Annotated in this window: 14 protein-coding genes; 7 read left to right on the top strand and 7 right to left on the bottom strand. The window is 61.5% G+C overall.

Features of this window, described 5'->3' with window-relative positions:
• Nucleotides 1–5: 5 nt before the first annotated feature.
• From AC097P_RS09120 to AC097P_RS09130, 3 genes are all read right to left on the bottom strand, one after another.
• Entirely contained in the window at nucleotides 6–257 is a 252-nt protein-coding gene (locus AC097P_RS09120; RefSeq protein ID WP_479610075.1) for a hypothetical protein, read from the bottom strand.
• A 152-nt stretch (nucleotides 258–409) separates the two neighbouring features.
• Complete coding sequence (pdxH, locus tag AC097P_RS09125) at nucleotides 410–1048, bottom strand: pyridoxamine 5'-phosphate oxidase (RefSeq protein ID WP_479610076.1); 639 nt, start codon at nucleotides 1046–1048, stop codon at nucleotides 410–412.
• Between the two features lie 47 nt (nucleotides 1049–1095).
• Nucleotides 1096–1689, bottom strand: coding sequence for a bactofilin family protein (locus AC097P_RS09130; protein ID WP_479610077.1), 594 nt, complete (start codon nucleotides 1687–1689; stop codon nucleotides 1096–1098).
• Between the two features lie 224 nt (nucleotides 1690–1913).
• Here AC097P_RS09130 and AC097P_RS09135 point away from each other — a divergent pair, with 224 nt between their 5' ends.
• The 4 genes from AC097P_RS09135 (at nucleotide 1914) to AC097P_RS09150 (ending at nucleotide 7210) form a co-directional block, all read left to right on the top strand.
• A complete protein-coding gene (locus AC097P_RS09135; protein ID WP_479610078.1) occupies nucleotides 1914–3845 on the top strand; it encodes a dihydroxy-acid dehydratase domain-containing protein in 1932 nt (643 codons plus the stop codon).
• A 40-nt stretch (nucleotides 3846–3885) separates the two neighbouring features.
• Nucleotides 3886–4530: a bifunctional 4-hydroxy-2-oxoglutarate aldolase/2-dehydro-3-deoxy-phosphogluconate aldolase gene (locus AC097P_RS09140; RefSeq protein WP_479610079.1), complete on the top strand. Its 645-nt coding sequence runs from the start codon at nucleotides 3886–3888 to the stop codon at nucleotides 4528–4530.
• Between the two features lie 427 nt (nucleotides 4531–4957).
• Nucleotides 4958–6013, top strand: a complete 1056-nt coding sequence (locus AC097P_RS09145; protein WP_479610080.1) for a pectate lyase family protein — start codon at nucleotides 4958–4960, stop codon at nucleotides 6011–6013.
• A 24-nt stretch (nucleotides 6014–6037) separates the two neighbouring features.
• Nucleotides 6038–7210: a hypothetical protein gene (locus AC097P_RS09150; protein ID WP_479610081.1), complete on the top strand. Its 1173-nt coding sequence runs from the start codon at nucleotides 6038–6040 to the stop codon at nucleotides 7208–7210.
• 143 nt (nucleotides 7211–7353) lie between these two features.
• Here AC097P_RS09150 and gloA read toward each other — a convergent pair whose 3' ends face one another.
• The 3 genes from gloA to AC097P_RS09165 form a co-directional block, all read right to left on the bottom strand.
• Nucleotides 7354–7752 carry a lactoylglutathione lyase gene (gene gloA / locus AC097P_RS09155; RefSeq protein WP_479610082.1) on the bottom strand — a complete coding sequence of 133 codons (399 nt, stop codon included), beginning with the start codon at nucleotides 7750–7752 and terminating at the stop codon, nucleotides 7354–7356.
• Nucleotides 7753–7834: 82 nt separating this feature from the next.
• Entirely contained in the window at nucleotides 7835–9091 is a 1257-nt protein-coding gene (gene fabF, locus AC097P_RS09160; protein ID WP_479610083.1) for a beta-ketoacyl-ACP synthase II, read from the bottom strand.
• On the bottom strand, nucleotides 9088–9639 hold the full coding sequence (locus AC097P_RS09165; RefSeq protein ID WP_479610084.1) for a PaaI family thioesterase: 552 nt from the start codon (nucleotides 9637–9639) through the stop codon (nucleotides 9088–9090). Before AC097P_RS09165 ends, fabF begins: the two co-directional genes overlap by 4 nt.
• 72 nt (nucleotides 9640–9711) lie before the next feature.
• On the opposite strand from AC097P_RS09165, the gene AC097P_RS09170 reads away from it, so the two are divergent.
• The 3 genes from AC097P_RS09170 to AC097P_RS09180 are packed head-to-tail and all read left to right on the top strand — an operon-like array spanning nucleotide 9712 to nucleotide 11868.
• Nucleotides 9712–10209, top strand: a complete 498-nt coding sequence (locus AC097P_RS09170; RefSeq protein WP_479610085.1) for a MarR family winged helix-turn-helix transcriptional regulator — start codon at nucleotides 9712–9714, stop codon at nucleotides 10207–10209.
• Nucleotides 10202–11488 carry an MFS transporter gene (locus AC097P_RS09175; protein ID WP_479610086.1) on the top strand — a complete coding sequence of 429 codons (1287 nt, stop codon included), beginning with the start codon at nucleotides 10202–10204 and terminating at the stop codon, nucleotides 11486–11488. The genes AC097P_RS09170 and AC097P_RS09175 overlap by 8 nt, the downstream gene beginning before the upstream one ends.
• A complete protein-coding gene (locus AC097P_RS09180; RefSeq protein WP_479610087.1) occupies nucleotides 11485–11868 on the top strand; it encodes a cupin domain-containing protein in 384 nt (127 codons plus the stop codon). The genes AC097P_RS09175 and AC097P_RS09180 overlap by 4 nt, the downstream gene beginning before the upstream one ends.
• On the opposite strand, the gene AC097P_RS09185 is transcribed toward AC097P_RS09180, so the two are convergent.
• A complete protein-coding gene (locus AC097P_RS09185; RefSeq protein ID WP_479610088.1) occupies nucleotides 11865–12413 on the bottom strand; it encodes a Rossmann-fold NAD(P)-binding domain-containing protein in 549 nt (182 codons plus the stop codon). The genes AC097P_RS09180 and AC097P_RS09185 overlap by 4 nt on opposite strands.
• Nucleotides 12414–12431 lie beyond the last annotated feature (18 nt).

Raw genomic sequence — 12431 nt, forward strand, 5'->3', positions numbered from 1 at the left:
TGGATTCACTCGTCGTCTGTACGCCAGGAATCTTCCGCCAAACGCCAAGTAGTCAGCTTCGCGGTCATCCCTGCAAAAACCGTCGCCGCTGGGACAGTTTGTACGGGAGTCATCGGGGCGCCGGCCACCATTGCCTGGCTTGCATCTGCGTTGCGAAATGTTTGCAAGGCGTCGAATTGCGCGTCATCGAATGCACCGCCAGATACTGCACATTTGTGCTGCTGTTGGACGGAAGCGCTGTGGTGAGTAGTGCCCATGAGATTCTCCAAAAAGGTGTTTCGATGCCTCTATGTTTCCTTCAAAGGATGAGTTGCACTATCGGCCAAAGCCTGAATCTCGTGTGGGAGTTGTCCTACTGGGCAGCCGGCGCTGGTGCTCTGGATGCGCTTCATTACATAGCGCGTCGCTGCTAGGGCGCCAACCGCTCACGTTGCCACGCGCCGCCAGACACCAGCGTATACCGCAACCGGTCGTGCAGCCGACTCTTGCGCCCCTGCCAAAATTGCCAGCTGTCCGGCTTCAACCGGTACCCGCCCCAGTGCGGTGGCCGTGGGGGTTGCAGCAGAAACTGCGCAGCGTATTTAGCCGCATTGGCCACCAGCACACCGCGGCCGGATATGACCTCGCTCTGCGGTGATGCCCATGCGCCGATGCGCGAATCCAGCGGCCGGGTTTTAAAGTAAGCATCGCTCTCTTCGGCACTGATTTTTTCTACGACGCCTTCAATGCGCACGACACGCTCCAGCTCCACCCAGTGGAACTGCAAAGCGGCAAACGGGTTGCCCGCCAACTCGTGGCCCTTGCGGCTGTCGTAGTTGGTGAACCAAGTAATGCCCTGCGCGTCGTAGCCCTTGATCAGCACAATGCGGGTGGACGGCCGCAGGTTGCTGGCCACGGTGGCCAGCGTCATCGCGTTGGGTTCGGGCACCTCGGCGGCAATGGCTTCTTTGAGCCATTGGTCAAATTGCTGAAGGGGATCGGCCTGCGAGGCCGATTCATCAAGTTCGGCACGTTCGTAGCTTTTGCGGAGATCGGCAATAGAGGTCATGGGGCGCAGTATAAAAGCGCCCTTATAGCCCCTTAGACTCCTGCGGTCTACACGGCGGCCATCAGACCGCTTTTGACGGGTACGACCTTGGAGTCATTGGCAGCGCCGAATTGGATGTCGCCCATCAGCTGGCCGCCTTCCTGGATTACGACCTTGCCATAGCGGATCTTGCCGGTCACGCGGCCGGTGGCGTAGATCACCAGCTTCTGGCGCACGGTCAGGTCGCCATTGAACTCGCCATGGATCTCGGCATAGTCGATGTCGGCGGAACCCTTGAAGGCGCCAATCTCGGTAATGTGCATGACACGTGAATCCATTGTTGCCTCAACCGTGCCCTCAACCACCAATGTGTCGCAGTCGGTGATCTCTACGCCTTTGAGTTTGATGTTGGGGCCGACGGTAAGCTTGCTGCCACCTTCCTTGGTGGGCGCGCCAGATACGGGGATAGCGGCTGCGATGGGTGCGACATTGGCGGGTTCGGTGTGAGCTGCCGCAGCCTGGGACTGCGCAGTGCCAGTGGCGTTGCTTGATTGCAAGCCCGACATACCGTTCGTGCGGGCGCTGCCGATGGTGTTGCCGCTGTTGCTGTTGTTGGCCGGAGTCTCGGGGCGTTTACCAAAAAAAGGAGGTTGCATCGACATCAGGTTTCCTTCAAAAAATTGAGAAATTGATACTAGTCCTATAGCCCGGTGCAAGCCCTCTATTTATTGCAACATCCCTCACGCAAATGCCACCAAATGTTGCAAGCGCACAAAGCACGGCTTGTTCGGTGGCACACAAACTTGTTCTACGCTGGTAACTAAAGTCAGTGCCAAAGGAAAGTAACCAAGTTACCATCCAGTTTGTAATATTGTTACATCACGCTATGCCAAATACCGTTGCCATTCACCCTGTTGTTCTAGCCGTTACCGAGCGTATCCGTGCACGCAGCGCGCCCACGCGCAGCGCCTACCTGGAGCAGCTGGATGTGGCGGCCAATCGCAAGCCGGGCGCGGAGCGCATGGGCTGCGCCAATGTGGCGCACGCCTTTGCGGCCATGCCAGATCCTGACAAGGCCCGTGTAACCGGCATCGACAAATTCCGTATCGTGGCCGAGAAGGGTCCCAATATTGGCATCGTCAATGCATACAACGACATGCTGTCGGCGCACGCCCCGTTTCAGCATTACCCCGACCTCATCAAAGAAGAAGCCCGCAAGCACGGTGCTACCGCCCAGGTCGCTGGCGGCGTGCCGGCCATGTGCGACGGCGTGACCCAGGGCACGGCCGGTATGGAGCTGAGCCTGTTCAGCCGCGACACCATCGCCATGGCTACCGCGATCTCGCTGAGCCACGACGTGTTTGACTGCACGCTGATGCTGGGCGTGTGCGACAAAATCGTGCCTGGCCTGTTGATTGGCGCGCTGCATTTCGGCCATTTGCCTACCGTGTTTGTTCCGGCTGGCCCCATGACATCGGGCCTGTCCAACAATGACAAGGCCAAGGTGCGCGAGAAAGCCGCCCAGGGCCTGGTGGGCCGCGCCGAATTGTTGGAGGCCGAGTCCGCCGCCTACCACAGCATGGGCACCTGCACCTTCTACGGTACGGCCAACAGCAACCAGATGCTGCTCGAGGCCATGGGCCTGCATGTGCCCGGCACTGCCTTCATCAACCCCGGTGCCGATGTCCGCCAGGAGTTGACGCGTGAGGCGGTGCGCACCGTGCTCGGAAAGCAAGCGTCGCGCGTCGCCGAGCCGCCCCAAGACGCAAGTGCCCTCTCGGGGGGCAGCGCAGTACGCGCAGCGACAAGCGTGGGGGCGAAGTGCCCGCCCATCGGCAAGCTGGTGGATGAGCGCTGCATCGTCAATGCCATGGTGGCGCTGCTGGCCACCGGTGGCTCCACCAACCACCTGATCCACTGGGTGGCCGTGGCCCGCTCGGCCGGCATTGCCATCGACTGGAATGATTTCTCGGACCTGTCAGACGTCGTGCCTTTGCTCACCCGCGTCTACCCCAATGGCAGCGCCGATGTGAACCAGTTCCAGGCGGCCGGTGGCCCCGGCTATGTGATCCGCGAATTGCTGGATGCGGGCTACCTGCATGCCGATGTATTGACCGTGCGCTCCGGAGGCTTGCGCGAGTACACCGGCATCCCCAGCGCGGGTGCCGATGGCGCGTTGCAGTGGGCGGACCCGGGCGCAAGCAAGGACGATACCGTGGTGCGCCCGGCCACTGCGCCTTTCAGCGCCAGCGGTGGCCTCAAGCTGTTGTTGGGCAACTTGGGGCGTAGCGTCATCAAGGTGTCCGCCGTGCCACAGGACCGCCACGTCATTGAGGCACCGTGCCGCGTGTTTGATTCGCAAGACGCGCTGCACCAAGCCTTCCATGCAGACGAGCTGAACCAGGATCTGATTTGTGTCGTCCGCTGGCAAGGCCCGCGGGCCAACGGCATGCCCGAGCTGCACAAGCTCACGCCGCCGTTGGCAGTGTTACAGGGCAAGGGCTTCAAGGTGGCGCTGGTGACCGATGGCCGCATGAGTGGCGCATCAGGAAAGGTGCCGTCTGCCATCCACGTGTCGCCCGAAGCGGCGGCCGGTGGCCCCTTGGCCAAGGTGCGGGACGGTGACCGCATACGCTTGGATGCCACAACCGGCACGCTGGAGGTGCTGGTAGATGCCGCCGAGTGGGACGCCCGCCCGCTGGCCGCAATGCCAGAGGCTCTGCGCACGGCCAACGGCATCGGCATGGGCCGTGAACTGTTTGCCGGCATGCGCCGCAATGCGCTGACGGCCGAAGAGGGCGCCTGCAGCTGGCTCTAACCGCTCTCCAATATCTTGCTTGTTCCTTTCAAAAAACACCATGCCATCTGCCCCCGCCTTTACCGCCCTGCAAGTGATGCAGGACGCGCCCGTCATCCCCGTCATCGTGCTCAATGATGTGGCCCATGCAGTGCCCATGGCGCGCGCGCTGGTAGCCGGCGGCATCCGCATGCTGGAGGTGACGTTACGCACACCCCAGGCCTTGGCCTGCATTGAAGCGATTGCCCGCGATGTGCCCGAGGCCGTGGTGGGTGCCGGCACGGTGCGCACCCGCGCCGATGCCCAGTCTGCAGCACAGGCCGGAGCCCGCTTTGCCGTGAGCCCCGGTTACACCAGCACCGTGGGCCAGGCCTGCCGCGATGCGGGTCTGGCCTTGCTACCCGGTGTGGCCACGGGCAGCGAGATCATGGCCGCGCAGGAAGAGGGTTTCACCCAACTCAAATTCTTCCCGGCGATGCAAGCCGGCGGGCCGGCCATGTTGAAGGCATGGAGCGGACCGTTCTTCGACGTGAAGTTCTGCCCCACCGGTGGCGTCACGCTGCAGAATGCGCCCGAATTTTTAGCGCTGCCCAATGTGGTGTGCGTGGGCGGCTCGTGGCTGGTGCCGGCCGATGCGTTGGCCCAGGGCGACTGGGCACGTGTGGCGCAACTGGCGCGCGATACGCTGGCGCTGCGCAAAGCGTAGCTCTCCTGCGCCGAGTCAGGGCGATCCACGGCATCAGGGCACGCCCTGTGGACAGCCGTTTTGGGAAAATAGGCCAGAAGCCCTCGCTAAATAAGCAAAGTACGCTATCGATAAAATAGCAAACTAATCGTACCGGGTCAAGGTAGATTCTTGTGTCAGGGCTGTCACATGGCCGTTTTTGGCGCGCCGATATGCTGGTTTGTACTTAGTGGACCATCGTTTCAAAATTAATTATGAGTGCTACATTTGAAACAAAACACGGTTTTCTGTTTGCGCCGTGTTTTTCTTGGTGGCCATAACATCGCATTCGCTTCCTGTTGCCCGAGTTAAAGGGTTGACGACTGGTTTGTTGCACATTGGCTTACGGAGACCAATTCGGTAGCAAACGCGTGTTCCAACCATTATTTCGAATCAGGAGACAAAAACAATGAACCCACAACAACGCCTTCGCACAAGCGTGCTGCTCTCGGCACTCGCATTGGCTACGTCCGCGTATGCCGGCCCGGTAGGCTACGGGGCAGGCACCACAGGTGGTGGCGGCAAGACGCCTGTCACCGTGGCAACGCTGGCGGCTGCGCAATCAGCCATCGATGCGTATTCGGGCAGCGGCGGGCTGGTGCTCAATTACACCGGTAGTTTCAATTTCGCCAGCATCACCGACCCCTGTACACAGTGGAAGCTGGACCCCCAAACCCTGCTGATTAAAGATAAAAGCGACATCACAATCAAGGGTGCGAACGGCTCGTCTGCCAATTTCGGCGTGCGCATCCTCAGTGCGTCCAGCAATATCATCGTGCAAAACATGACCATTGGTCTGTTGCGTGGCGGCGAGGCTGCGGATTCAATTTCCATTGAGGGCGACAGCAGCGGCACGCCCCACAAGGTCTGGATTGACCACAACACCATCTTCAGCCATCTCGTCAGTTGCCCAGGCGCAGGTGATGCGTCATTTGATGGCGCCATTGATACCAAAAAGGGTGCCTACAACATCACCTATTCCTACAACTACATCCACGACCACCAAAAAGTGGCTTTGAACGGGCACAGTGACAGCGACACCACCAATGCCAGCATGCGCGTGACCTACCACCACAACCGCTTCGAGCATGTGAAGTCACGCCTGCCCCTGCAACGCCGCGGGCGCACCCACATCTACAACAACTACTTTGACAACGTAGGTACATCGGGTATCAATGTGCGCATGGGTGGGTTGTCGCTGATCGAATCGAACTATTTTGAGAACGTGGCAAATCCCGTTACGTCGCGCGATAGCTCCGCTGTCGGATACTGGGAGTTGCGTGACAACTTTGTTGGAAGTGGTATCACCTGGACCAGCCCCGGCAGCGGCGGTGTCAACGCCACCAACTGGGCTACCACCAAAGCTTTCGGTTCGACTGGCTACGCCTACACCCTTACGTCCGCCGCAAGTGTCAAAGCTAAGGTCTTGGCCACAGCGGGCGCGGGCAAGAACCTGGCCGAATAAGCGGCTGGGTTAGGAGGCGAGGTCGTGCGCAACCACTTGCCGAATCCGGGCTATCGGGGCGGGGCACTGCTCGCCCTGGTCCTGTTCATTGCGGCGGGTGGTTGGTGGGCGATAAGTGATGTGCCCTCTGCGCCAACACAGCAGGCGGCGCCTGTCGCGGTCTCCCGTCCGGAACCTGGGGCCACCAATTGGGATAACGCGCAGCCAATTCTGTCACTTGCTCCCGCGCTCGACACATTCGTTTCCAACACGGGGCTCGATATCTGCGGCTTGGAGCCTTCGATCGCGGCGCGGTCGGCGGCTGCTGAAGCGCCGCCCAGCAACGATTCCGACACCGAGCCAAAACTGGACATCTTGCCCGCACCGGTGGGCCGGGACTTGCTTGGCGCTGCCCGTAGCGCCATGTTGGCTGCACTGGGTGCAGGTGATGCCCGCGCACGGATGGCCGCCTTGGTTTTAAGCCCTCCAACGTCCGACAACTGGGCGGAGCGTGCGGCTTGGGCCCAGTCTCTGTTGCGCGAAGCGCATGCCAGCCACGATGGGGCTAGTCTGGCCGCCGCGGAGTCGGCGTGCGGGTATTTGCCAGACGCCCAAGCCTGCCGTTTGGGCTTGATCCGTGCGCGCTTGCGTGTCGAGCCCGACAACGCACGCCACTGGGCCGCATTAGCCGATGAGGATGCGAACGTACAAGAAGAGGCATGGGTCGGCTTGATGCAAGCCAAGTATTGGCATGAGGGCGAACCGGCGCTGGTACTTGCCAGCCAGGCGGCGCTACCCATCCACCTGCCGGGTTATCTGCGTTTGGCCTTGGGCTCAGAAGTACGCGCCCGCGTAGGCAACACGCCTACCCCCGGGGAAGGTTTTGTTCTGGAGCAATGCAGCCTGGAAGTGCCCCAACGGCGGGCACAGTGCGAGCAACTCGTACAGCTGATGGTCGAACGCAGTGACTCGCCTCAGACCTTGGTGCCAGCCCAAAGGCTGGCAGAGACATTGGGTTGGCCCCCGGAGCGCCAGCACGCTCTACAACAAGAATTGGGGGCGCTGCTGCGCAGCACCAGTGAAAACCGCCATCTCGACCGGCCCTGGGCGTGTGCGGCGGTAGACGCGTGGCAACAGCACCTGGCGCAGATCGCCAGCGTTGGTGAGCTTATCGCGCTGCGGGCGCGCCTACGAGGAGAGGTTCATGCGCGGCCGTGACTGCCGCGCTCGGGAATAGGCTGCGGGTTCCGCCGCGGTGAAAGACCAGTCCGGCACGCTGTTGCAGACCGATTAATATCGGTCCTTGGAATTTGCTATTTATTTGATAGCTGCTTACGCTTGTCCCACGAGGGCTACAGCCCTTATTGCTTTGCAATCTGGGGGCGCTGTATCAATTCAATCTTGTAGCCATCAGGGTCGGTCACAAAGGCAATCACCGTGGTTCCGCCTTTGACTGGACCGGGCTCGCGCGTCACATTGCCACCCGCTGCCTTGATGGCCGTGCAGGCCGCCGCCACGTCGGGCACGCCCAGTGCGATGTGGCCATAGGCGGTTCCCAGGTCGTAGGATTCCACGCCCCAGTTGTAGGTGAGCTCAATCTCGGCATGCTCGGGGTTGCTGCCGTAGCCGACGAACGCCAGCGAGTATTTGTACTCGGGGTTCTCCGACGTCCGGTTGAGCTTCATGCCCAGAATCTGGGTGTAGAAATTGATGGAGCGTTGCAGGTTGCCAACGCGCAGCATGGTGTGGAGGAGTTGCATGGGTCTTGGTCTTTCTCTTGGAAACGGACAGTGCTCCGGAGGAGCCAGCGGCCGAGCATACCGCGCCGCCAACTGGCCCGCATCAGTGGCGGCGAAAGACCAGGGTGCCATTGGTGCCGCCGAAGCCAAAGCTGTTCTTGGCGGCATATTCCATGGGCATGTCGCGCGCCGTGTTGGCGCAGTAGTCCAGGTCGCACTCCGGGTCGGGGTTACTCAGGTTAATGGTGGGCGGCACGGTCTGTTGGTGCAGCGCCAGTACCGTGAACACAGACTCCACGCCGCCCGCACCACCCAGCAGATGCCCTGTCATCGACTTGGTCGAACTGACGACGAGGCTTTTGGCATGGTCGCCGAAGACCTGCTTGATGGCCCGGGTCTCGTTGATATCGCCCGGCGGTGTCGACGTGCCGTGCGCGTTCAGGTACTGCACGTCCGACGGGTTGATTTGTGCATTGCGCAGCGCCGCCCGCATGGAGCGGCTGGGGCCGGAGACGTTGGGCATCGTGATGTGGTGTGCATCGCCCGTCATGCCGAAGCCGACCAGTTCGGCATAGATCTTTGCGCCGCGTTTTTTGGCGTGTTCGTATTCTTCCAGCACGAGTACACCGGCACCTTCGCCGAGCACAAAGCCGTCGCGGTCGCGGTCCCATGGGCGCGATGCGGCGGTGGGGTCGTCGTTGCGGGTCGACAAGGCCCGTGCCGACGCAAAGCCACCCACGCCCAGCGGCGTGATCTGGCTCTCGGTGCCACCCGCGACCATGACATCGGCGTCGCCATACTCAATCAATCGGCCGGCCTGGCCTATGCAGTGCAAGCCTGTGGTGCAGGCGGTGGCGATGGCCAGGTTGGGGCCGGTAAAGCCGAAGCGTATCGACACATGGCCGGACACCATGTTGATGATGGACGTGGGTACGAAGAAGGGGGATATGCGGCGTGCACCGCGCTCCAGGTATTCGCGGTGGGTTTCTTCAATTGCTGGCAGGCCGCCGATGCCGGAGCCGATCAGCGTGCCTATGCGTTCCGCTTGCTCTTCGTTGAGCGCGTCGCCGGTGGCGAGCCCCGCGTCCTGCACAGCCTGTATGGCTGCTGCCATGCCATAGTGGATGAAGCGGTCCATATGGCGGGCGTCTTTGGCCGGGATGTAGGACTCCACGTTGAAGTCCTTGACCTCGCCTGCAAAGCGCGTGCTCAATGCCGACGCGTCAAACCGCGTGATGGCGGCGATGCCCGAGCGGCCGGCGATCAAGCTGGCCCAGGCCTCCTGCACAGTATTGCCGACCGGGCTGACGATGCCCAGGCCTGTCACGACGACCCTGCGGCGCTGCCTGTACTGGGTCACTGCGGGGCTTTCAGCTCAAACACCAGGCAGGTGGTGGTGGCGTGGGCGTACAGCGTGCCGTCTGGCCCGACGATGCGGGCTTCGGCCGTTGCCAGTTGGCGGCCGCAATGGATAACGGTGCCGATGGCGCGTACGCGTGGTGCCTTGGCTGGATTGATGGCCTTGACCAGGTTCACGCCCAATTCGGCCGTTGTGTAGCCGCGTCCGGGTGGCATCAGGGTGTGGATGGCGCAGCCGAGCGCCGAGTCCAGCAGCGTCGCGTACCAGCCGCCGTGTATCGTGCCCATGGGGTTCAGGTGGGCGGGACCGGGCGTGCCCTGGAACACGGCGCGGCCAGCCTCAACCTCGATGATCAGGAAGTCCAGCGTCTTGGCAATGGCGGCATAGGGAATGTCGCCACGCAACATGGCCTGCATCACTTCCAGGCCGTTCAAGCCGGCGATCTGCTCGGGCTTGGCAACGCCGGGCCCGGGGCCTTTGTCGAGCAGCGCGCGCACGGCTTGTTCCTGTGCCAGCCAGGTGTCGAGGGCGTTGGGGGTGGTGTTCATGGTCTTCCTTCGCGAATGGTGGGTTAGTGCAATAACAGTTGCATATGCAATTATTGTAGCTACAATTGAAACATGAACACTGTCACAACCGTTACAGAAATTCCCGCTACGCAGGTCAAGCCGCGGGGTTGCACCAACTTGCAGCTGCGCCAGCTCACGCGCCGTGTGTCCCAGCGCTACGACGTGGAGATGGCGCAGATAGGCCTCAAGACCACGCAGTATTCGCTGCTGTCGTATGTGGTCAAGCTGGGGCCTATTCGACCGGCGGACTTGGCCAAGGCCATGGAAATGGAGCCGTCCACGTTGACGCGCAACCTAAAACCCCTGATCGGCGCAGGCTGGGTGGAGCTGACCGCTGGTGACGATGGCCGCAGCCGCTCCATACACGCCACACCAGCGGGGCGTGAGAAACGCGCCCAGGCGCAGCGCCACTGGAAGCTGGCGCAGCAGAGTCTGAACCAGACGCTGGGTGTTCAGCGGGTGCAGGCCTTGCATGACTTGATTCAAGAATCCTTGGCCTTGCTGGCCAACCCAGAAACCGATACCGAACCCGGAGCTGACGATGTCTGAGCCACGCAACCTGTCTTCTTCGCACAGGCCCTGGGCCGTCTGGCTGGTTCTGCTGGCTGCAGCCGGCACCTTTGCACTGACCATGGGTGTTCGCCAGACCATGGGTCTTTTCCTGAGCTCTTTGAATACCGCCACCGGGTTGGGCGTGGGCAGCATTAGCCTGGCCTTTGCATTTGGTCAGTTGTGGTGGGGTCTGACGCAGCCCTTTGCTGGAGCCTTTGCCGACCGCGTGGGTGCTGGGCGCGTGCTGCTGCTGGGTGTGACACTGGTGGCGCTGGGCACCTTCATCACGCCGTTCATGACAAGCACCGCTGGGCTGATCTTTGCGATTGGTGTGCTGGCCGCTGGCGGCGCTGGCATGGCCGGACCTGCGGTGCTGATGGCCGCCACCACGCGCCTGCTGCCGGCCGACAAGCGCGGCATGGCCACCGGTGTCGTCAATGCAGGCGGCTCGTTCGGGCAGTTTGTGATGGCGCCGATTGCTGGTGCGCTGATGGTCAGCGTGGGCTGGGGCAATGCGATGCAGGTGATGGCGGGCATTGTGTTGCTGGCGCTGCCTGCCGCCTTTTTCCTGAAGGGTAATACCGTGCAAGTGGCGGTGCCGGGCGTCAAGTCCATGGGTACCGGCGATGCCGTTCGGCTGGCCTTGCGCACGCCCAGTTTTTTGTTGCTGGCAGCGGGTTTCTTTGTGTGCGGTTTCCACGTGGCGTTTTTGGCCACGCACTTGCCGGGTGTGGTGGCGGCATGCGGTTTGCCAACTCAATGGGGCGCCTGGGCGCTGGGCATTTTGGGCTTGTTCAACATCGTCGGCAGCCTCGCCATGGGCTGGGCGGTAGGTAGGTGGCGCATGAAGTCGCTGCTGTCGCTGGTCTATGCCGTGCGGGCCGTGGCGGTGCTGGTGTTTTTGCTGGCGCCCAAGACTGGTCCGGTGGTGTTGGTGTTTGCCGCGGTGATGGGTGTGAGCTTTTTGTCCACGGTGCCGCCCACGGCGGGGTTGGTCGCAAAATTCTTTGGCACGGCCCATATGGCGACGCTGTTTGGCGTGGTGATGCTGACGCACCAGGTGGGTGGTTTCCTGGGGGCTTATCTGGGTGGCAAGGTGTTTGATGCCACTGGCAGCTACAACTGGATCTGGTACGTGGACATTGTGTTGGCGGTGGGGGCTGCGTTGATCCATCTGCCGATTCGGGAGGCTGAGTTGCCTGCGCGGGTGGTTGCCCCTCCAAGCCCCCCGCCAACGCCAGAAATGCAAGCGCCAGTAGTAAGCTCGCGGCTATGACTATGTTCCATAAAACCATTCTCTTCACCGACACCGATGGTCGCGCCAAGTTTCGTGAAGAGGCGCTAGCCTTGGACCTGGGAACCCCACAGTCCATGTTGTCCGAGGTATTTGCGTCGGGCGGTTACCAATTGCGCACCAGCCCAGTGGGTTTTCGCAGCCAGTTCCATTGCACAACCGCGCCGCAGTGGTGTTTCATCCTGGGTGGGCAGATGGAGATTGGCTTGCAGGGCGGTGTGTCACGCGTCTTCAAGCCCGGTGAACATTTTTATTCGGCCGATGTGCTGCCCGAAGGGGCTACGTTTGATCCAGAGGTGCACGGGCACTGGAGTCGCCAGGTGGGGGATGATCCTCTGATCACGCTCTTTGTGCGCGACTAGCCGCCCTGCATCTCGCCGGACATCAGCGTCACGACGCCGGGGACCCCGGCTTTGACATGGCGGATCAAGGCATGTGCAATGTCGCTGGCCTTGATGGCTTTGTAATTGGAAGGTAAAAAAGGGCTGAGGCCCCGCGCCAGTTTTAGGCCCAGACCTTCGCCAGCGCGTTCAGCTTGTCCCAACACAGCACGGTCGCCATCGATCAGCGAAGGGCGCGCAATCACCAGGCTTTTGAAACCCATGCGCGCGAGCGACAGTTCCATCTCACCTTTGATGCGGTTGTAGAAAACGCGGGAGTTGGAGTCGGCGCCCATGGCGCTGATTACTCCTAATTTTGCAGCGCCTGAGCGTTTAACGGCGAGGGCTACAGCCTCAACGGCCTTGAGGTCCAAGGCGCGGAAGGCATCCTTGCTGCCGGCCACCTTGATGGTGGTGCCCAACGCGATGAAGCATTCATCGACTTTGGGCAGGGCAGGCAGGGCTGCGAAGTCGACCACATGGGTGGTCAGCTTGGCATTGTTGATGTCTAGTGCTCGGCGGCCCACGCAGTGAACCGCCGCTAC

The organism is Rhodoferax sp. ZS1R8 (genome assembly GCF_056521325.1).